The organism is Kocuria rosea, assembly GCF_006094695.1.
Lineage (GTDB): Bacteria > Actinomycetota > Actinomycetes > Actinomycetales > Micrococcaceae > Kocuria > Kocuria rosea.
On sequence record NZ_CP035103.1, the window covers coordinates 3,077,081 to 3,097,729 of the forward strand.

Below are 20,649 nucleotides of genomic sequence, written 5' to 3' on the forward strand. Positions count from 1 at the left end.
CTGGGCGGCGCCGTCCCGGAGGAGGAGGCCTGGGTGATCCCCTTCGCCATGGCGCTGTGCGTCCTCGCCGCCGCCTGGGCCGCCGGCCTCCGGCGGCGCGTCACCGCCCGTGACGAGCGGCCCGCCGCGCCGGAGCGGCCGCTCCTGCGGGGTTTCGCGCTGGTGTCCGTGGTCGCGCTCCTGGTGTTCTGGGGCACGTCGTCGGTGGCCGAGGCCATGGGCCGGGCCCTGGCCCACGACCTGGAGGAGGAGCTGGGGACGATGCCGCGGGCGGTCGTCTACAGCGAGAAGCCCCTGCACATCGGCCTGCCCGGGGTCCGTACGGAGGAGCTGGGCGGACCCGACGACCCGCTCCACCGCTACGACGGGCTACGGCTCCTGACGCTGCGGGGCGGCCGGTACTTCCTCCTGCCCGAGCAGTGGACGGTCGCCGGCAGCACGGTCCTGGTGCTGCCCGACGACGACTCGGTCCGCCTGGAGTACAGCCGGTGATCCGTCCTGCTCCGCCCGGCCGGGGTCCTCCGCACCCGCCGGTCCGGCCGCCGGGAGGGTCAGGGTGAAGACGGTTCCCTCCCCCGGTGCGCTCTCGCAGCGGATGGTGCCGCCGTGCCGCTCGACGATCTCGTGCACGACCGCCAGGCCCAGGCCCAGGCCCGGGATGGCGCTCATCCGGGCGTTGCTGCTGCGGAAGAACCGGCCGAACACGTGCTCGGCGTCCTCTGGGCGCATCCCCATGCCGCGGTCCGCCACCTGCACCTGCACGGTCGTCCCGGCCCGGGCCACCCGGACCGTCACCGGCCCGCCGTCCGGGGAGTACTTGATGGCGTTCGAGAGCAGGTTGTCGAGCACCTGCCCCAGGCGCACGGGGTCGCAGGGCAGCACGAGGCGGGGCGGGGCGTCGACCCGCAGGTCCACCCCCGCCTCCGCGGCGCGGAGCCCGGCCGCCGCGACGGACTGCTGGACCACCTGGACGAGGTCGGCCTCCGCCGGCTGCAGCGCCAGGACGGGGCCCGCGGTGCGGAGGAGGTCCTCGACCAGGACGAGCAGCTGGTCGGCGTTGCGCTCGACGACCTCCAGCCCGGAGCGGACGTGCCCGGGGAGCCGCTCGTCCATGGCCAAGAGCTCGGTGTAGCCGCGGATGGACGTCAGGGGCGTGCGCAGCTCGTGGGAGACGCCGGCCACGAAGTCGTCCTTGGCTTGCAGCGCCGCCACCAGCTCGGTCACGTCGTTGAACGACAGGACGGAGCCCTCGACCCCGCCGTCCTCGTCCCGGAGCACGCGGGCGGACACGGAGAGCACCCGCTGCAGGGGCGGCTCCCCCGCCCAGACCAGGGCGTCGGAGAACGACTCGCCGCGGATCGCGCGGCGGGCGGGACGCCGGTCCACGGGCAGCGGCGTCCCGTCCCCGTCCGCGTAGACCCGCAGGTCCGCCTCGGCGCCGTCCCGCACCCCCTCGGGCAGCGAGAGCTCGTGGATCCGGTGCTGGCGGCGGTTCATGAGGATGTCGTGGCCGTGCTCGTCGATCGCCAGCACGCCCACGTCCACCGTGTCCAGGACGGTGTTCAGCAGCCGCTCCCGCCGCGCGGTCACGCCCAGCAGCCGGCGCAGCTCGGCGTCCTTGGCCCCGAGCTCGGCGTTCTGGCGCTCCATGCTGTTCGACAGCACCTGGACGGTGAGCCCGATGCCCAGCAGCATGACGGGGATCAGCAGCGGGGCCGTCAGCAGCTGCGCGCTCAGCGGCCGGGGCGGGACCAGGAGCGGGACCCACACCATGGCGAGGGTCAGGACGAACCCCAGCGGGGCGGACGCCCGGGGCAGCCGCCCGGAGCCGGTGAGCCAGATGACGGGGAACGCGGCCATGATGCCCACCCCGGTCACCGTGCTCAGCGTGCCCTCCCGCAGCAGGGTGATGGGGACGAAGTCCAGGACCGGGACGGCCAGGAACGCCCCGTAGGGCAGCCGGTCCCACGGCACCAGCACGCACAGGGCCGTCAGCGCCACCGTGAGCGCCAGGGCCAGCTGCACCCGCAGGTCGCCCCGCAGCGGCTCGTGGACCACCCAGATCCCGGCGACGAGGGCGACGGTCGTGACGAACAGCGGCAGCTGGCTGAGGAGCACGCGCCGGCGCATCGACAGCTCGTGGAAGCTGATCCGGTCGAGGGAGAGGACGGTGAGCAAGCGGTCCACGGGGAACTCTTCCGACTGGGTGCGTCACCCTCGGGGGGTCGGGATGACAATTGCAAAGAATAGCGGCTTAATGGGTCCATGACCCCCTCCCCCCAGGGTCGCCGTGCCGTCGTGATCGAAGACCACGACGACATCCGCAACCTCCTCGCCCAGACCATCGGCATGCGCGGCTTCACCGTGACGACCGCCGCGACCGGCCTCGAGGGCATCGAGGCCGTGCGCCGCGACGGCGCCGACCTCATCACCCTGGACCTCAGCCTCCCGGACCTCGACGGGCTGGAGGTCTGCCGGCGGGTCCGGCAGTTCTCGGACGCCTACCTGCTCATGGTCACGGCCCGCCCGGGCGAGATCGACCGCCTGGAGGGCCTCGAGCGCGGGGCGGACGACTACATCAGCAAGCCGTTCAGCCCCCGGGAGCTGCAGGCCAGGATCGAGGCGATGTTCCGCCGGCCGCGCGCCCGGGCGGAGCAGGCCGACGCCGAGGAGCTGCGCCGCGCGGCCGAGGTCCAGCGCAGCCTGCTGCCCGCCGCCGCCCCGGCCGTGCCCGGCTACGACGTGGCCGGGGCGTGCCGGCCGTCCCGCAGCGTGGGCGGGGACTTCTTCGACTGGTACACGACCGAGGGCGGGCTCCAGGTCTCGCTGGCCGACGCCATGGGCAAGGGCATGGGGGCCGCGCTCATCGCCGCCACCGTGCGCGCCGTGCTGCGCTCCGCGGCCGGGCAGCCGGACATGGCGCAGGCCTTCGGCGACACCTGCCGGCACCTCGAGCACGACCTCGCCCACTCCGACTCCTTCGTCACGCTCTTCCACGCCCGCCTGGACACGGCCGACGGGGTCGTGGAGTACGTCGACGCGGGCCACGGGCTGGGACTGCACGTGCGCGCGGACGGGATCGACCGGCTGCGCCCGGGCGGCCCCCCGGTGGGGGCGGTGCCCGGGACGCAGTGGGTGCCCGGCCGGATCGTGCTCGCGCCCGGCGACGCCCTCGTCGTCGTCAGCGACGGCCTCCTCGACGCGTACGAGGACGTCGACGGCGCCGTGCAAGCGGTCGCGGACGTGGTCTCCCGCCACGAGGACGCCGCGTCCGCCTGCACCGCGGTCCTCGACCTCGCCGGCGAGGAGACCCGCACCGACGACGTCACCGCCGTGGTCGTCCGCCGCCGGTCCGCCCCGTGAACCGCTTCCTCGTCCGGCTCCTGGTCGTCCTGACCCTCCTGCTGGGCGTCAACTACATCGCCTGGCGCTGGCTCGAGTCGCTGAACTGGTCGGCGTGGTGGATCGCCGTTCCCCTGGTGCTCGCCGAGACGTACAGCCTGATCGACGTCTCGCTGTTCGGGCTCACCGTCTGGCGGCTCCGGCGGCGCGGGGAGGCCGGCGCCCCGCCCGCGGGCGCCACCGTGGACGTGTTCATCACGACCTACGACGAGCCCCTCGACCTCGTGATGGGCACCGCCCTGGCGGCGCAGGCCATCCGGCACCCGCACAGCACGTGGATCCTCGACGACGGGGCCCGCCCCGAGCTCGAGGCGCTCGCCGCCGAGCACGGGCTGGGCTACCTGACGCGCAGCGAGGACTGGACCGACCGGCCGCGCCACGCCAAGGCCGGCAACCTCAACAACGCCCTGATGCTCACCCAGGGCGAGTTCCTGCTGATCCTCGACGCCGACCAGGTCCCGGCCCCGGAGATCCTGGACCGGACCCTGGGCTGGTTCAACGACCGCAGGGTGGCGCTCGTGCAGACGCCGCAGTGGTTCGTCAACGTGCCGGACCACGATCCGCTCGGCAGCCAGGCCCCCCTGTTCTACGGCCCCATCCAGCAGGGCAAGGACGGCTGGAACGCCGCCTTCTTCTGCGGCTCCAACGCGATCCTGCGCCGCGAGGCGCTCATGCAGCTCGGCCTCTCCGGCTACGTCCAGGAGGTCGAGCAGGACGTGAAGGAGTCCCTCGCCCGCACCCGGGCCGCCCTGCGGAGGGCGCGACGGTCCCCGGAGGCCGCGAACCCCGTCGTTGCCGGCATGCTCGACGACGTCGAGGCCGCCACCGAGCGGGCCCGCGCCGAGCTGAAGGCCGGCGTCCCCCTGACCGAGCTGACCTACCGCCTGCAGCGCGAGGTGGACGCGGCGGCCCGGCGCACCGTCACGCAGGACTTCTCCCAGATCGAGGCGGACCTCGCCTCGATCGCCGCCCTGGACCTGCCCCCCGAGGACGGCATGGTGTGGCCGGACGAGCTCGCCTCCGCCGTGGACCGGATGTCCCGCCGCGACCTGTCCCCCCTGGCCGCCGTGGAACCGGTCCGGGAGGTGCTCGAGGCGGTCTCCGTGGACCGGCCCGGCGAGGCCCAGCCGGTGATGCCGCTGGCGACGATCTCGGTCACCGAGGACATGGCCACCGCGATGCGCCTGCACGGCCTGGGCTGGCGCAGCGTCTACCACCACGAGGTCCTCGCCCACGGCCTGGCCCCCGAAGACCTGAAGACCATGCTCACCCAGCGGCTGCGCTGGGCGCAGGGCACGGTGCAGGTGCTGCTCCGGGAGAACCCGCTGCTGCAGCGCCGGCTGGGGTGGGGCCAGCGGCTCATGTACTTCGCCACGATGTGGAGCTACCTGTCCGGCTTCGCGGCCGTCGTCTACTTCGCCGCGCCCATCGTGTACCTGGTGCTGGGCATCCTCCCCGTCACGAGCCTCAGCTGGGACTTCTTCGTCCGCTTCATCCCCTTCATGGTGGTGAACCAGCTGCTGTTCCTCGTGGTGGGCCGGGGCATCCCCACCTGGCGCGGTCAGCAGTACAGCCTGGCCCTGTTCCCCATCTGGATCAGGGCGTGCACCACGGCCGCCCGCAACGTCTGGTTCGGCCGCCCCCTCGGCTTCGCCGTCACGCCCAAGGTGCGGCAGGACGCCGGCCCGGCCTGGCACCTCATCCGCCCGCAGCTGGTGGTGATGGGGCTGCTGGCCGCGGCCCTCCTGGTGGGGACCGCCCGGCTGGCGGTGGGGCTGAACGAACCGGTGGGAACCCTGGTCAACGTGGCCTGGGTCGCCTTCGACCTGGTGGTGCTGAGCGTGCTCGTCACCGCCGCGAGATACACGGGCTTCGAGCCCGAGGAGAGGAGTGCCGATGCAGTTCACGATTGAGCAGAAGCCGAGGTTCGCCCACATCACGGGCACCGGACGGCTCAACATGGTGGGAGCGCCCAAGCTCCGGGAGGTCGTGGCGAAGGTCGTCGACGAGGGCAGCAACCACGTGGTGGTCGACCTCGGCGGCACCGAGTTCATGGACTCGTCCGGTTTGGGCGCCCTCATCGGGTGCCTCAAGCTGGCCCGTCAGGCCGGCGGCGACCTGCGGATCGCGAACGTCCGCCCCCAGGTCCGCATGGTCCTCGAGCTCACCAGCATGCACCGCGTCCTGACCCCCTACGACACCGCCGACGCGGCCTTCGCCGATGACTGAGCCCACGGCCCGCCGCTCGCGCCGGGGCCCGGCCACCGCCCTGACGGTGGACGCCCTGCACGAGGACCTGGACGCGCTGTGGGGGGAGGCCGCGTTCGTGCCCGAGACCGACCGGATGGCCTTCACGCTCGCGGTCGTGGAGGCGGCCGGCAACGTGGTGGTGCACGCGGTGCCCGCGGCGGAGGACCCGATCGAGCTGTCCGTGGACCTGGTCGCGGACCCCCACCGGCTGGAGGCGAGGATCTACGAGATCGGCGCCGCACCGGCGCAGGTCGACCTCACGGGGGCCATGGCGCAGGAGCACCGCGAGTCCGGCCGCGGGCTCGCCCTGATCCAGGCCCTGGTCAGCCGGGTGGTGTTCGAGCGGCACGGGGACACGAACGTCTGGAAGCTGTGCCGGGAGTGCGGCCGGGACGAGGTGTAGCGCCCCCGGGGAGGCGCTGGACCCGCGTCCGGCCGGGGCGGACGTCCCCTGATTTGCGGATGTGAACTGTCCGCCGTGGTGCCTAGACTTTGGTCCAGGACAACACGTCAGGGGGCTCACGTTGTCACCGAGAACACTCGTTCAGGGGCCGGTCGGGCGCCCCGCCGCAGGGGGACGTCAGCGGCGGGACGCACGCCGGGCACGCCGAGAGAAGTCGTCATGATCGCCGCGATCATTCCCGCCCACGACGAGGCGGCCCGCGTCGAGCACGCGGTCGTCTCCCTCCACCGCCAGACCCGTCCGCCGGAGCGCATCCTCGTCATGTCGGACGACTCCACCGACGCCACCGTCGAGGTCGCCCTGCACGCCGGCGCCGAGGTCCTGCTCACCGTCGACAACCGGCACCACCGTGCCGGGGCGCTCAACCAGGCCCTGGACACCGTCCGGATGGAGCCGGACGACCTGGTGCTGGTCCTCGACCCCGGCGTCCGGCTGCCGCCGGGCTTCCTGGCCCGCGCCCTGGCCGCCCTCCGGGACCGCAACGTGGGCGCCGTCTCCGCCCGGTCCACCGCCGTCGGCGGCCCGGCCGCACTGATCCGCTGGCAGGCGCTCGAGGACGTCCACCGGTCGTTCGGCCGCTACTGCGACGAGGGCGCCGTGACCGGCCAGACGCGTCTCGCCCTCGACCTGGAGGCCGTCGGCTGGCGCCTCAGCCCGCCGCTGGAGGCCGAGGAGGACGGGCCCGTCCCGGTCGAGCACCTCGCGCCCGTCCCGGCGGAGCACGCCGTCCCCGCCCCGGTCGAGCGCGTCGTGCCCGTCCCGATCGAGGTCCTGCGGGCGGAGCCGGTGGCCGCGTGATCCGCCGCCCGGCCCGCCGGGACGCTCAGTCGCGGGCGGTGCGGCCCACGAGGACGGCCGCCGCGCCCGCGAGGACCGTGGTGGTCAGGCAGCCGATCGGCAGGGGCAGGCAGCAACCGCCCACCGTGACGTTCGTGCCCCGGCGCGTCCGGGTGGAGTACCCGGGGAAGGGGAGCATCCGGAAGCCGGAACGGCGGCCGTACCCCCCGCCCCGGCGGCCGGGCAGGTCGTAGCCCGGGCCGAAGCGGCCGGGGCCTCCGCGGCCGGGTCGGCCGAGGGGCGAGCGGGACCAACGGGCGTCGAACTCGCCGTCGGCCGCGCGGTAGTCGTATCCGGAGGAGGTCATGCCGCCCATCAAACCATCAGCAGGCTGTCGGGTCCACCCCGTCGCCGCCGGGAACGGGCTCAGCCGCGGCGCAGCAGCTCCTCGGCGCGCTCCACGTGCTCCCGCACCGCCTCGGCCCGGCGGACGACCGCGTCCAGCCGGTGGGCGGACGACTCCTCGTCGGCCCGCACGAACCGGGCCATGGTGAGGGCCTCCGCCGCCTGGGCCATCGCGTTGCCGGCCCGGGAGAGCTCACGGTGGACGTCGTTGAGGTAGCCGCCCGCGGAGGCCGGGATGTCGTGGCTGCTGCTCGGCGCCGTGCGCTGCGCCGCCGCGCACACGGCCCGCACCTCCGGCAGCAGATCGGCGAGCGCGTTGGCGGTGGGCACCACGGACTGCGCGAGCGTCTTGTCCGGGAGGCTCTCGAGGATCTGGTGGAAGCGGTCCAGACCCCGGCGGAACCGGTCGTGGGCGCGGCGCCACACGCCCAGACCGAGCTCGGCCTCGTCACGGCGAGCGGCGCGGTAGTCGCGCAGGAATGCCACGGGCGGTCCTTTCGAGTGGAGACAGTCCATCCTACGGCGGCCCGGCCCGCCCTCCGTGCGCGCGGAGGGCGGGCCGGGCCCGGCGACGGGCCTGGACCGGGCCGTCCGCGGCCGTGCCGAGGGGTGCGCTCAGGGGACGAGCAGGACCTTGCCGATGTGCGTGCCGGAGTCGAAGTACTCGTGGGCCCGCGCGACCTCGTCCAGGGGGAAGGTGCGGTCCACGACCGGGCGGACGGCGCCGGACTCGACGTGGGGCCACACGTGCTCCCGCACGGCGGCCATGATGCGGGTCTTCTCCGCCACGGGCCGCGGGCGCAGCGTGGTGCCGATCACGGCGGCCCGCTTGGCCATGAGCTTGCCGAGGTCCAGCTCCCCCGTGCGTCCGCCCTGGGTGGCGATGACCGCGATCCGGCCGTTGGTGGCCAGCGCGTCCAGGTTGCGCCCCAGGTAGGAGCCGCCCACGACGTCGAGCACGATGTCGGCGCCGTGCCCGTCCGTGAGCTCCCGCACGCGCGCCACGAAGTCCTCCTGCCGGTAGTCGATCGCCTCGGCGCCGAGCCGCCGTGCAGCCTCGGCCTTCTCCGGGCTGCCGACCGTGGTGAGCACGCGCAGGCCGAGGGCCCGGCACATCTGGAGGGCGTTGGTGCCGATCCCGCCGGTGCCGCCGTGCACCAGGACCGTCTCGCCCTCGCGGGCGGCGGCGGCCATGAAGACGTTGGAGAACACCGTGGCGCACACCTCCGGCAGGCCGGCGGCGGCGACGAGGTCCACCCCGGCGGGCGCGGGCAGGACCTGGCCGGCCGGGACGACGACCTCCTCGGCGTAGCCCCCGGAGTCCAGGAGGGCGACGACCTCGTCGCCGGGGGCGAACCCGGAGACGGCCGGCACCTCGGGGCCGAGCTCCTGCACCGTGCCCGAGACCTCGAGGCCGAAGACGGTCGACGCCCCGGGCGGGACCGGGTACCTGCCCAGCCGCTGCATGACGTCCGCCCGGTTGATCCCGGCGGCCCGGACCCGGATCCGCACCCCGTCGGGCGTGAGCTCCGGGGCGGGGACCTCGGCGACGGCGAGGACCTCCGGTCCGCCGGGGGTGGTCTCGAGCACTGCGCGCATGGTGGGGCCTTCCGGTCGGGGGCGACGGTCGCTCCCATTGTGTCGCGGGGCGGGCACCCGGTCACCCGGCGTCGGCCCGTGGCGAACAGGCGGACGCCGGCGCCGCCCTCAGCGGATCGAGGCGTAGGCGTCGAGGGCGCGGCCGCGGCTGGCCGGCAGGTCCACGACCGGCTCGGGGTAGCCGACCGACGGTCCGAGCAGACCGGGCTCGTGCGGGTCCACGCCCTCGTCGCCGGCCAGCTCGGGGATCCAGCGGCGGATGTAGCGGGCCTCGGGGTCGAACTTCCGGCCCTGGGTCAGCGGGTTGAAGATCCGGAAGAACGGGCTCGCGTCCGCGCCGGAGCCCGCGACCCACTGCCAGTTCCCGGGCCCGCTCGCCGGTTCGGCGTCCACGAGCGTCTCCCAGAACCACTGCTCCCCCACCCGCCAGTCGACCAGCAGGTTCTTGGTGAGCAGGGACCCGGCGACCATCCGGACCCGGTTGTGCATCCACCCCGTGGCCCGCAGCTGCCGCATGCCCGCGTCCACGAGCGGGAAGCCGGTGCGCCCCTCCTGCCAGGCCCGGACGTCGCCGGCCGCCTCCGCCGCGTCCCGCCACGGGAACGCGTCGAAGGCCGGGCGGACGTGGCGCACGTGCAGGTCCGGCACCTGGTGGAGCAGGTGCCAGTTGAACTCCCGCCAGCCCAGCTCGGCCAGGAACTTCTCCAGCCCCGGGCTGCTCCCCTGCTCGGACCGGTGCCGGACGGCCGCGTCCCAGACCGCGAACGGGCTGATCTCGCCCCACCGCAGGTGCGGGGAGAGCCGGCTGGTGCCGTCCCGGTCGGGCCGGTCGTGGCCCTCGGCGTAGTCCTCGACGCGGTCCAGGAAGTCGTCCAGCCGCTCCCACGCGGCCGCCTCCCCGGGCGTCCACACCGCGGCCAGCCCGGCCGCGCGCTCCGGGGACGGCACCAGGTCCCAGTCGACCTGGTCCTCGGTGCCGGCGGTCGCCGCCACCTCCGCGGCGGCCCCCCGGCCCGGCCCGGGCACGGGGAGCGGCTGCCGGATCTCCAGCGCCCGGAGCGCCTTCCAGAAGGGGGTGAACACCTTGTACGGGCCGCCGGCGCCGGTGCGCAGGGTCCACGGCTCGTGCAGCAGCGCGGCCTGGAACGAGTGCGCCTCCACCCCGTGCTCGGCGCACCACTGCTTCACTCCGGCGTCCACGGCGAGCTCGGGCCCGCCGTAGCGGCGGTTCCACGTGATGCCGCCCGCCCCCGTGCGCTCGAGGACCTCGGGGAGCACGGTCCCGGCGGGGCCGCGGCGCAGCACCAGGGGGATGCCCAGCTCCCGGAGCGACTCCCGCAGGGACCGCAGCGACCCGTCCAGCCACCACTTCGCGGCCGCGCCGAGGGGCCGGACCCCCTCGGACTCCTGGTCCAGGACGCAGAGGGCGACCACCGCGCCGCGCCGGCACGCGGCGTCGAGGGCGGGGTGGTCCGTGACGCGCAGATCGTCCCGGAACCACACGATCGTCGTCGTCCCGCGGTCGGGGCTCTCGGGTGCGTCCACGCGCTCACCCTACCGGGGCTTTGGCGGCGTTCCGGGCGCCGTGGAAGAATGGGCTGCGCGCTCCGCCGCCCCCGCCGGGGACCGGGCGGGCGCGGGGAAGGTTGTCCGAGCGGCCTAAGGAGCCGGTCTTGAAAACCGGTGTGCGGTGACCCCGTACCAAGGGTTCAAATCCCTTACCTTCCGCCTCCGCACGAGGCCCCCACCGCGAACCGGCCGGTGGGGGCCCCGTCCCGTCCCGGGGCCGGAGAAATGTCGCGGTGTCGTGGCTCGCCGTTCACCTCCGCGTGCTGAAATGGGGACAACGCACCGCCGCATCCCCCGGAGGACCCCCATGGCGCCCCAGAAGCACCGTCCTGCCCTGCTCGCCGCGCTCGCCGCCGGCGCCGTGGTCACCTCGACCGGTCTGGTCCTCCCCGCGGCGTCCGCCCAGGGAACGGCGCCCCCGCCGGCACCGGGCGCGGGGGCGACCGCGGCCGGGGAGACGGCCGTCGAGCTGCTCTACTTCAACGACTACCACGGCCGGCTCTCCTCCGACCCACTCCTCTTCGCGGGCGCGATCGAGCAGCTGCGCGCGGAGAACGAGGACGGCACGCTGCTGCTGTCCGGCGGGGACAACGTGGGCGCCTCCGAATACGTCTCGGCCGTGCAGCAGGACGACCCCACGCTCGACGTGCTCGACGCGCTCGAGCTCGACGCCTCCGCCGTGGGCAACCACGAGTTCGACCGGGGCGCGGACGACCTGACCGGCCGCATCACCGAGCGCGCCGACTTCCCCTACCTGGCGGCCAACGTCACCGGCCCGGACGGCGAGCTCGTCACCGAGGCGTCCGCGACGTTCGACGTCGAGAGCGTGCGCGTGGGCGTGGTCGGCGCCGTCACCCAGCAGACCGCCACGCTCGTCTCGCCCGGCGCGATCGAGGGCATCACCTTCGGCGACCCCGTCGAGGCCGTCAACGCCGAGGCCGAGCGGCTCGAGGCGGACGGGGCCGACCTCGTGGTGGCCGTCTACCACGAGGGCGCCGCCGACGCGGCCGACGCCCTCGGCGATCGGCTGGTGACCGGCACCAGCGCGACCGTGGACGTGGTGCTCAACGGGCACACCCACCAGGTCTACGACGAGGGCGTCGACGTGGACGGCGACGGCGACCTCGACCGCGCGGTCCTGCAGGCCGGCTCGTACGGCGGCAGCCTCGGGCGGATCTCCCTGAGCTACGACGAGGCCGCCGACGACGTCGACCTCACCACCGGCGTGCTGGCCGTCGACGAGGTCGTCACCGCGACCGAGGAGGAGCTGGTCGCCCGGTATCCGCGCGTCGCGGAGGTCGCCGGGATCGTCGCGGACGCCGAGGCGGTGGCCCTGGAGCGGGGCAGCACCCCGGTCGGCGAGATCACCGGGGACATCACCACCGCCTACGGTCTGCGGGACGGCGTGCAGGCCCGCGACGACCGCGGCGCCGAGTCGAGCCTCGGCAACCTGGTCGCCGAGTCCATCCGCGACAGCCTGGACGAGTCGGACGGCGTGCAGATCGGCCTCATCAACCCCGGCGGCCTGCGCGCCGACCTCCTCTGGGCGGACGACCCCGGCCAGGCCATCGACGGCGAGCGCGACGGCGTGGTGACGGAGTCCGAGGCCAACCAGGTGCTGCCCTTCGCCAACAACCTCACCACCGTGACCCTCACCGGCGAGCAGTTCGAGCGGGTCCTCGAGCAGCAGTGGCAGCCCGAGGGATCGTCCCGGCCGTACCTGCAGCTGGGGCTGTCCGAGAACGTGTCCTACACCTTCGACGCCGCCCGCCCGGCCGGGGACCGGATCACCTCGATCACGGTCGACGGGCAGCCCATCGACCCGGCCGCCGAGTACGTGATCGGCTCGGTGTCCTTCCTGGTGGAGGGCGGCGACAACTTCACCGCCCTGACCGAGGGCACCGACGTCACCGACACCGGCCGGATCGACCGCGACGCCTGGATGGAGTACCTCGCCGCCAACAGCCCGCTGTCCCCCGAGTTCGACCGCCGGTCCGTGGCGCTGACCGGGGCCGCCGCGGACGGCTGCACCGTGACCTTCGACGTCTCTTCCCTGGACATGACCTCCCTGGGTGCACCGGAGAACACCTGGCTGAGCGTGCGCGCGGGCGACCCGGACGGCACTGAACTCGGCACGGCACCGGTCACCGACGGCACGACCTCGGTCAGCCTCGACACGACCGGCCTGGCCGACGACGCCGCCGTGTGGCTGGTCGCCGAGCCGTCCGGCACGCAGGTCCGCGTGCCGGAGGCTGTCCTGGACCTGCCCAGCGACTGCGCCACCGAGCCGGAGCCCACCGACAGGCCGACCCAGCCGCAGAAACCCGGCACGGGCCACTCCGGCGAGCACCCCGGCCAGGGCGAGCCCGGCCGCGGCGCCTGGAAGCACGGCTCCGAGCGGGCCCACCAGGTCCTCAGCCGCCTCTTCGGCTGAGCCCCGATCGTTCTCTCCCCTTCTCCCCCTGCCCCCACTGAAGGAACTCCCCACCGTGAACAAGCTGTTCTCCCTGCCCCTGAGCGGGGCTCTGGCCGCGGCCCTGCTCGCCGTGCCGCTGACCGTGCCCGTGCACGCCGCCCCGGACGGGGCGAACGTGGTCATCAACGAGGCCTACACCAACGGCGGCTCGGCCAACGCCGTCTACACCCACAAGTTCGTCGAGCTCTACAACCCCACGGTCCAGCCGGTGGACCTCACCGGCTGGACCCTGCAGTACCGCTCCGCGTCCGGCACCGGAACCGTCACCAGCACGGTGGCGCTGTCCGGGACCATCGCCCCGGGCGGCTACTTCCTGGTCCAGGGCGGGTCCAACGCGGGCAGCGGTGCCGCGTTGCCCGCCCCCGACCTCGCCACCTCGTTCAACCCGGCGGGCGTCTCCGGGACGATCGTGCTCTCCGACGGCGAGCAGCCCCTGGCCGCCCCCACTGGCTCGGTGACCGGTACCGACGGGCTCGTGGACCTGCTCGGCTACGGCACCTCCAACACCTACGAGACCGCGCCCGCCACGGGCCCGTCGGCGAATGCGGACCCGAAGTCCATGACCCGCGCCGACGGCGTGGACACCGACGACAACTCCGCCGACTTCACCGCCACGACCGCGGTGACCCCGCAGAACTCCGGTGGCAGCGGGGGCGAGCCCGCCCCCGAACCGGTCCCCGAGCCGAGCCCGGAGCCCGCCGCCCCGCCGGTGGAGCTGGCGATCCGGGACATCCAGGGCACCGGCGACGTCTCCCCCAGGGCCGGACAGGCCGTGACCACCCGCGGCGTGGTCACCGCCGTCTACGCCACCGGCGGGCTCAACGGCTGGTACCTCCAGAGCCCTGGCACCGGTGGCGACCTGGACACCGCCGCCCACGACGCCTCCGACGGCGTCTTCGTGTACTCACCCTCGGCCGTGGCGAACGTGGAGCTCGGCCAGTTCGTCGAGGTCACCGGGACGGTCGCCGAGTACCACGGACAGACCCAGATCAGCGTGCACCCGGAGGGGGTCACGGTCCTCGACGAGGCCGCCGAGGCGGTCGAGCCCGCCGCCGTCGGCTGGCCCACGGACGAGGCGGAGCGCGAGGACCTCGAGGGCATGCTCCTGGACCCGGCCGGTGAGTTCGTGATCACCGACAACTACGCCCTGAACGGCTACGGCGAGATCGGCCTGGCGGCCGGCACCACCCCGCTCGTGCAGCCCACCGCCGTGGGCGCGCCCGGCTCGCCGGAGGCCGCCGCCCAGGCCGCGGACAACGAGGCCCGGTCCGTCCTGCTCGACGACGGCGCCACGACCAACTACGGCAACTTCGCCAACGCCTCGGTCCCCCTCCCCTACCTCTCTCCCACGACCCCGATGCGGATCGGCGCGCCCGTGGACTTCGTGGCGCCGGTGGTGCTCGGCTACTCGTTCGAGGAGTGGCGCCTCCAGCCCACGACCCGGGTGACCGGGGACAACGCCCAGGACGCCCCCGTGGTCGCCGAGAACACCCGCACCGCCGCCCCCGAGGACGTCGGCGGGGACGTGCAGCTGGCCACGTTCAACGTGCTGAACTACTTCACCACCACCGGCGACGAGCTGACCGGCTGCACCTACTACACGGACCGCGCCGGCGACCCGGTCTCGGTGCGCGGAGGCTGCGACGCCCGCGGGGCGGCCGAGCAGGAGGACCTTCAGCGCCAGCAGGCCAAGATCGTCGCCGCGATCAACGCCCTGGACGCCGAGGTCGTCTCCCTGGAGGAGATCGAGAACTCCGCGAAGTTCGGCAAGGACCGGGACCAGGCCCTGTCCGACCTGGTCGAGGCCCTCAACACCGCCGCCGGCTCCGAGGTCTGGGCGTACGTGCCGTCACCGGCCGAGCGACCCGCCGTCGAGGACGAGGACGTCATCCGCACCGCGTTCATCTACCAGCCGGCCGCACTCGAGACCGTGGGCGAGTCCGTGATCCTGGACGACGAGGAGAACTTCGACAACGCCCGCGAGCCGCTGGCCCAGACGTTCCGCCCCGCCGGCGGGGACGCGGGCGGCGACTTCACGGTGGTCGTCAACCACTTCAAGTCCAAGGGCTCCGCCCCCTCCACCGGCCCCAATGCGGACGCCGGGGACGGCGCCGGGGCCTGGAACGCCGACCGCACCGCCCAGGCCCGGGCCCTGGTGGCCTTCGCCGAGGAGCTCAAGACCACCCAGGGCACCGACCGGGTCTTCCTGGCCGGTGACTTCAACTCCTACGACCAGGAGGACCCGATGCGGGTCCTGCACGAGGCCGGCTACACGAACCTGGCGCCAACGGGCGAGCACTCCTACGCCTTCGGCGGGATGGTCGGCTCCCTCGACCACGTCCTGGCCTCTCCGGCCGCGGCCGGGATCGTCACGGGCTCGGACATCTGGGAGATCAACGCCCACGAGTCGGTGGGCCTGGAGTACAGCCGGCACAACCACAACGTGGTCGACCTCTACGCGGCCGACCCGTACCGGGCCTCCGACCACAACCCGGAGATCATCGGCCTGGCCCCCGCCGGTGCCGGGCCCGCCGGCCCGCAGAAACCGGGCAGGGGCAACTCCGGCGAGCACCCCGGCAAGGGCCTCCGGGAGCACGCCGACGACCGGGCCCGCGAGGTCCTGCACCGCCGCCTCGGCTGACCCGGCCGCGGCGCGCCGGCCGGCCCCGGTGCCCCCGGGGTCAGTCGCGTGCCGGGGCCGGGCCCAGCACCGCCGCGGCGATGCGGTCGGCGTCCGCCAGGGTCCGGGCACCCAGCTCCGCGGACGCCCCGGCCTCCGCGGCGATCGCCACGCCCCACTGGACGGCCGAGAGCTGCAGGCCGAGCACGAGGACGCCGGGCTCCACGCCGCCGTCGACGCGCACGGCCCGGTACGGGGGCCGGGTGACGTCCAGCCCGGTGCCGGGCACGGTCGCGACGCCGTCCCGGGTCTCCATGGCCCGGACCCGCACCAGGCCCTCCCGGTGCATCGCGGACAGCAGCGGGGAGATGTTGCGCCGGACGTCGTTGGGCGGGGACATGGCCTCCACGAGGTGCTCGGCGCGGAAGGGCTCGTCCTTGACCCAGGGGGAGCTCGCCACGAACCGGCCCTCCTCCTCGTCCACGAGGAACTGCGGGTCCGGGCCCAGGAAGCGCACCACGCCGGCACGGGCCAGCGCCGCCAGCTGCTGGTTCCGCAGCACCGGCGGCCCGGAGGCGAGCCCCTCCACGAAGGGCTCGAACGTGCGCCGCAGCTCGTCGGTCCAGGAGGCGTCGCTGATCCCGAGGTCCGCCAGCACGGCCTTGAGCACGGTGCGCGCGGCGTTGAGCGAGGCGACGGCCATCTGCAGCGGGTCGTCCTCGCCGGCCAGCGCGCCGTGCACGTCCCGGTCCAGGTGGTGGACCAGGGCCGCCGCGTACTCGTCGTGGGAGCCGAAGCTGAGCCCCTCGAAGGGGCGGGCCAGCCGGAGGGCGTTGAGCTGCCGTCCCGGGACCACCGCGGACGCGATGAGCCGCTCGGCCCGGGAGGTCCAGGGCCCCTCGGGGTGGTCGTCGCCGGTGCCGAGCACGGCGTCGAAGCGCGCCAGGAACTCCTGCGGGTCGGTCTCGAAGGCGTCCGGGGCGGTCCGCGCCAGGACGGAGTAGTAGTTCCACTGGGCGTCCTTGCGGATCAGCGGATAGAGGTCCGTCCCGAAGGACAGCGGTCCCTCCGCCCGCGCCGCGAGCGCCCGCACGGCGTCGAGGGTGAAGAACCGGGTGACGAGGGAGCCGGCGTAGTAGCCCTCGAGCACCGCCTTGGAGCGGTACGGGGCGCCGCGGCGGGAGCCGGCCACGATCACGGGCTCCCGCCCCGAGGGGTGGTAGACGTAGCGCTCCCCGTCCTGGGTGTAGATCCCGCCGCGGCCCTCGGTGACCTGGGCCAGGACGTCGCAGAAGTTCAGGCCCATGCCGCGCACCAGCACGGTGCGCCCGGCGGGCAGGTCGTCCCAGTGCACGTCGGCGGGCACGGCGGGCGGCCAGTAGGTCAGCCCGAGCTCGGCGGCGCCGTCCACGAGCTCCCGCTGGTCGGGGCGCAGGTCGGCGTCGAGGTGGCCCAGGGCGAGCACCACGGCGTCCGCCGGGAGGTTCTGCCCGCCGCTGATCTCCACGTCGTAGCGGTGCCGGGCGTGCTCCCGCACGTGCACGCCCACGGCCTCGGCCCGGTGCACGGCGAGCTGCACGGTGGCGGGGAGGGCGTCCTGCAGCGTGCGGAAGATCCAGGAGAGGTAGACCCCGTACATCCGCCGGGACGGATAGGACTGGGGCGTCATCCGGGTCAGGTGCGCGGCGTCGTCGGGGTCCACGGCGATGGTCCCCGCCACGGCGGCGAGCCGCCAGTGCTCGAAGCTCATGTTCCGCAGCGGCTCGAGCGGGTCCACGGGCAGCACGCCGTCGTCGGCGATCACCGTGGGGAACACCGAGGGCGTGTTCATGAGGTACAGCGGGGACTGGTTCGTCCGCCACACGTGCCCCGGACCGGGCGGGAAGGGGTCGACGACGTCGATGCGCACCCGGGCGCCCGAGGCCGCGGCGCGGGCCGCGAGCCGCTCCACGGCCGAGAGCCCGCGCGGGCCCGCCCCGATCACCGTGACACGTCGTTCGGATCCTGGCCTGCCCGTTGCGCTCATGGCCCTCAGGATATCGACCCGCCCGCCGGGCCACGGGCACGGGGCTGCGCCTACGATGGCGGACATGACCGAGACCGCGCAGACCGCCGCCCGCCCGACCGCCGAGCAGCCGCACGACGAGAACCTGTGGCTGGAGGAGATCACGGGGGACGCGCCCCTGGAGTGGGTCGCCGGGCAGAACGCCCGCACCCTGGCGGCGCTCGAGAGCCCGCGGCTGCGCCGCCTCGAGGCCGACGTGCTCGCGGTCATGGACTCGACCGAGCGGATCCCCATGGTCGCCAAGCACGGGCCGCACTACTACAACTTCTGGCGCGACGCCGAGCACCCCCGCGGCGTCTTCCGCCGCACCACGTGGGAGTCCTGGCTCGGCGGGGACACCGAGTGGGAGGTCCTGCTCGACGTCGACGCGCTGGCCGCCGTGGAGGGCGTCGACTGGGTCTGGGGCGGGGCCCGGCTGCTGCGCCCGCAGTACACCGGCGGGCGGCACCGGCGGGCGCTGCTCAGCCTCTCCCCCGACGGCGGCGACGCGAAGCGGGTGCGCGAGTTCGACCTCGACGAGCGCCGGTTCGTGCCCGGCGGCTTCGACGTCCCCACGGCGAAGTCCACCGTGACGTGGGTGGACGCCGACACCCTGCACGTGGGCACCGACTTCGGCCCCGGCTCGATGACCACCTCCTCCTACCCCCGCACCGTGCGCGTCCTGCGACGCGGGCAGGACCTCGCCGAGGCCCGGCAGGTGTTCGAGGTGGCCGAGGACCACGTGCAGGCGGTGCTCGTGCGGGACCACACCCCGGGCTTCGTCCGGGACGTGGCCGTGGACGTGGCCGACTTCTTCGCCTCCCGGACCTACCTGGTGCGGGAGGAGGAGCTCGTGCACGTCGACGTCCCCGACTCGGTGACGGTGGACCTGCACCGTCAGTGGCTGCTGCTGCGCCCGCAGGAGGAGCTCGAGCTGGACGGGACCGTGCACCCGGCCGGGTGCCTGCTCGTGGCCGAGCTCGAGGCGTTCCTGGCCGGGGACCGCTCCGTGACCGCCGTGTTCGTCCCGGACGCGCGCACGTCGCTGCAGTCCTGGTCCTGGACGGCCGACCGGCTGATCCTCAACCTGCTGCGGGACGTCTCCTCGGTGGTCCGCGTCGCCGAGCCGGGCCCCTGGACCTCGTCCGAGCTGCCCGGGGCGCCGGCCCTGCACAGCGTGGACGCCTACGCCGTCGACGACGAGGACCCGGAGGCGGGCAACGACTACTGGCTCGTGGCGACCGGCTTCCTCACCCCGACCACCGTGTCCCGCGGCACCCTCCCGGCCCGCGGCGGGGTGACGGCCCCGCCGCGGGTGGCGAGGACCGCCCCCGCGTTCTTCGACACGACCGGGCTCTCGGTCGAGCAGCACTTCGCGGTCTCGGCGGACGGCACCCGGGTGCCCTACTTCCAGGTGGGCCCCGCCGACCCGGTCCTCGACGGGCGGAACCCGACGCTGCTCTCCGGCTACGGCGGCTTCGAGGTCTCCCGGACCCCCGCCTACTCCGGGGCCCTCGGGCGGTCCTGGCTGACCCGCACCGACGACGCCGGGCGGTCCGGGGTCTACGTCCTCGCCAACATCCGCGGCGGCGGCGAGTACGGCCCCGCGTGGCACCGGGCCGCCCTGCAGGGGAACCGGCACCGGGCGTACGAGGACTTCGCGGCCGTCGCCGCGGACCTGCAGAACCGCGGGGTGTGCACCCGGGGAACGCTCGCGTGCTCGGGCGGCTCCAACGGCGGGCTGCTCGTGGGCAACATGCTCACCGGGCACCCCGAATTGTTCGGGGCGATCTCCTGCGGGGTGCCGCTGCTGGACATGCGCCGCTACACGAAGCTGTCCGCGGGCTACTCCTGGATCGCGGAGTACGGCGACCCGGACGACCCGGAGCAGTGGGAGTCCGTCCGCACGTTCTCGCCGTACCACCTGCTGGAGGAGGGGCGGGACTACCCGGACGTCCTGTTCTGGACCGCCACGAGCGACGACCGCGTGGGCCCCGTCCAGGCGCGCAAGGCCGCCGCGCGGATGCTCGGCATGGGCTACGAGAACGTGTGGTTCTACGAGGCCACCGAGGGCGGGCACGCGGGCGCGGGCGACAACAAGCAGGCCGCCCGCCTGCACGCGCTGTCCCACGAGTTCCTCTGGACGGCGCTGCACCGGGGCTGAGCCCCGGCGCGGGTCAGCGGCGCTCGCGGTCCGGGACGGCCCAGCCCATCAGGAGGGACACCACCCCGATGATCAGGGTGGCGAGCACCGCCGTCCAGAGGAAGGAGTCGATCTCGAGCCGCAGCGGCGTGAAGGAGCTCAGCCAGGACGTCAGCCACAGCATCGCCGCGTTGACCACGATGGCGAACAGCCCCAGCGTGAGGCAGGTGATCGGCAGGGACAGGATCGTCAGCACGGGCCGCACGACCGCGTTCACGGCGCCGAAGACCAGGCCGACGAACAGGTAGGCCAGGACCGACGCCGTGGTCTCGCCCCCGACGGCCGAGACGACGGACGGGTCCGCCGCGATGCCCATCCCGGGCAGGATCCAGGCGGCCACCCAGATGGCGAGCGCGTTGACGAGGACACGGAGCAGGAAGGACATGGCCCCATCCTGTCAGGAACGGCGGGTGACGGCGGCCCAGCCCACGAGCGCGGCCGCGCCGCACAGCGCCAGGCCCAGGGTGAGGGCGATCCGCCCCGCGTCCACGGCGGGCCGCCACGTGACGCTGTCCCCCCGGACCACGTAGACCCCGGCCGGCTCGGCGTGCACGCCGTAGCCCACGCCCGATCCGCTGCCCGAGCTGTCCTTCTCCTCGCCCGAGCCCCCGCCACCGCCGCCCCAGCCCCTGACGCGGGCCACGGGCACGACCGTGGTGCCGTACGCCTCGTACGCCTCCCCGAAGACCCGGCGCACCGTCACGGCGTCGACGGCCTCCTCGAGGACGGAGCGGTCCGTGAGCCCGGCGCGCCAGGCGGGGGCGGGACGGGGCGCACCGGGTGCGGCGGGCGTGGTCTGCGGACGGTCCTGCTCCGGCATGGTGGCCTCCTGGGCTCGGGC

Annotated in this window: 16 protein-coding genes and 1 tRNA gene; 9 read left to right on the forward strand and 8 right to left on the reverse strand. The window is 74.4% G+C overall.

Annotated elements, in window-relative coordinates; all coding sequences use genetic code 11:
- Window positions 1–369: 369 nt before the first annotated feature.
- The gene (locus EQG70_RS18785) at window positions 370–2,187 is read right to left on the reverse strand and encodes a sensor histidine kinase (protein ID WP_269149910.1); all 1,818 of its coding nucleotides are present in this window, start codon (window positions 2,185–2,187) and stop codon (window positions 370–372) included.
- A 78-nt stretch (window positions 2,188–2,265) separates the two neighbouring features.
- Here EQG70_RS18785 and EQG70_RS14040 point away from each other — a divergent pair, with 78 nt between their 5' ends.
- The 5 genes from EQG70_RS14040 (at window position 2,266) to EQG70_RS14060 (ending at window position 6,913) form a co-directional block, all read left to right on the forward strand.
- Entirely contained in the window at window positions 2,266–3,363 is a 1,098-nt protein-coding gene (locus tag EQG70_RS14040) for a PP2C family protein-serine/threonine phosphatase (RefSeq protein WP_109269394.1), read from the forward strand.
- A complete protein-coding gene (locus EQG70_RS14045) occupies window positions 3,360–5,315 on the forward strand; it encodes a glycosyltransferase family 2 protein (RefSeq protein WP_109269395.1) in 1,956 nt (651 codons plus the stop codon). The genes EQG70_RS14040 and EQG70_RS14045 overlap by 4 nt, the downstream gene beginning before the upstream one ends.
- Entirely contained in the window at window positions 5,299–5,631 is a 333-nt protein-coding gene (locus EQG70_RS14050) for an STAS domain-containing protein (protein WP_017831980.1), read from the forward strand. Before EQG70_RS14045 ends, EQG70_RS14050 begins: the two co-directional genes overlap by 17 nt.
- Window positions 5,624–6,055 (forward strand): ATP-binding protein, encoded by a 432-nt coding sequence (locus EQG70_RS14055; protein ID WP_109222200.1) that lies wholly within the window; start codon window positions 5,624–5,626, stop codon window positions 6,053–6,055. Before EQG70_RS14050 ends, EQG70_RS14055 begins: the two co-directional genes overlap by 8 nt.
- 219 nt (window positions 6,056–6,274) lie before the next feature.
- Entirely contained in the window at window positions 6,275–6,913 is a 639-nt protein-coding gene (locus EQG70_RS14060) for a glycosyltransferase family 2 protein (RefSeq protein WP_109269396.1), read from the forward strand.
- Window positions 6,914–6,938: 25 nt separating this feature from the next.
- Here the strand turns inward: EQG70_RS14060 and EQG70_RS14065 are convergent, their stop codons facing one another.
- From EQG70_RS14065 to EQG70_RS14080, 4 genes are all read right to left on the reverse strand, one after another.
- Window positions 6,939–7,259 (reverse strand): hypothetical protein, encoded by a 321-nt coding sequence (locus EQG70_RS14065; RefSeq protein WP_126346511.1) that lies wholly within the window; start codon window positions 7,257–7,259, stop codon window positions 6,939–6,941.
- Window positions 7,260–7,318: 59 nt separating this feature from the next.
- Window positions 7,319–7,783 (reverse strand): hypothetical protein, encoded by a 465-nt coding sequence (locus EQG70_RS14070; protein WP_035926120.1) that lies wholly within the window; start codon window positions 7,781–7,783, stop codon window positions 7,319–7,321.
- A 129-nt stretch (window positions 7,784–7,912) separates the two neighbouring features.
- Window positions 7,913–8,896 (reverse strand): NAD(P)H-quinone oxidoreductase, encoded by a 984-nt coding sequence (locus EQG70_RS14075; RefSeq protein WP_109269398.1) that lies wholly within the window; start codon window positions 8,894–8,896, stop codon window positions 7,913–7,915.
- A gap of 108 nt (window positions 8,897–9,004) precedes the next feature.
- Complete coding sequence (locus EQG70_RS14080; RefSeq protein ID WP_167508909.1) at window positions 9,005–10,441, reverse strand: cryptochrome/photolyase family protein; 1,437 nt, start codon at window positions 10,439–10,441, stop codon at window positions 9,005–9,007.
- Window positions 10,442–10,536: 95 nt separating this feature from the next.
- Here EQG70_RS14080 and EQG70_RS14085 point away from each other — a divergent pair.
- From EQG70_RS14085 to EQG70_RS14095, 3 genes are all read left to right on the forward strand, one after another.
- Window positions 10,537–10,624: transfer RNA gene (locus tag EQG70_RS14085), tRNA-Ser, on the forward strand.
- Between the two features lie 148 nt (window positions 10,625–10,772).
- On the forward strand, window positions 10,773–12,899 hold the full coding sequence (locus EQG70_RS14090; protein ID WP_167508910.1) for a bifunctional metallophosphatase/5'-nucleotidase: 2,127 nt from the start codon (window positions 10,773–10,775) through the stop codon (window positions 12,897–12,899).
- 55 nt (window positions 12,900–12,954) lie between these two features.
- Entirely contained in the window at window positions 12,955–15,582 is a 2,628-nt protein-coding gene (locus EQG70_RS14095) for an ExeM/NucH family extracellular endonuclease (RefSeq protein WP_109269400.1), read from the forward strand.
- A 40-nt stretch (window positions 15,583–15,622) separates the two neighbouring features.
- Here EQG70_RS14095 and EQG70_RS14100 read toward each other — a convergent pair whose 3' ends face one another.
- Window positions 15,623–17,587, reverse strand: coding sequence for an FAD/NAD(P)-binding protein (locus EQG70_RS14100; RefSeq protein WP_051063701.1), 1,965 nt, complete (start codon window positions 17,585–17,587; stop codon window positions 15,623–15,625).
- A 64-nt stretch (window positions 17,588–17,651) separates the two neighbouring features.
- Here EQG70_RS14100 and EQG70_RS14105 point away from each other — a divergent pair, with 64 nt between their 5' ends.
- Window positions 17,652–19,769 (forward strand): prolyl oligopeptidase family serine peptidase, encoded by a 2,118-nt coding sequence (locus tag EQG70_RS14105; protein ID WP_109269401.1) that lies wholly within the window; start codon window positions 17,652–17,654, stop codon window positions 19,767–19,769.
- A gap of 13 nt (window positions 19,770–19,782) precedes the next feature.
- Here the strand turns inward: EQG70_RS14105 and EQG70_RS14110 are convergent, their stop codons facing one another.
- Complete coding sequence (locus EQG70_RS14110; protein ID WP_017831991.1) at window positions 19,783–20,193, reverse strand: phage holin family protein; 411 nt, start codon at window positions 20,191–20,193, stop codon at window positions 19,783–19,785.
- 12 nt (window positions 20,194–20,205) lie between these two features.
- Complete coding sequence (locus EQG70_RS14115; protein ID WP_017831992.1) at window positions 20,206–20,628, reverse strand: spore germination protein GerW family protein; 423 nt, start codon at window positions 20,626–20,628, stop codon at window positions 20,206–20,208.
- Between the last annotated feature and the right edge of the window lie 21 nt (window positions 20,629–20,649).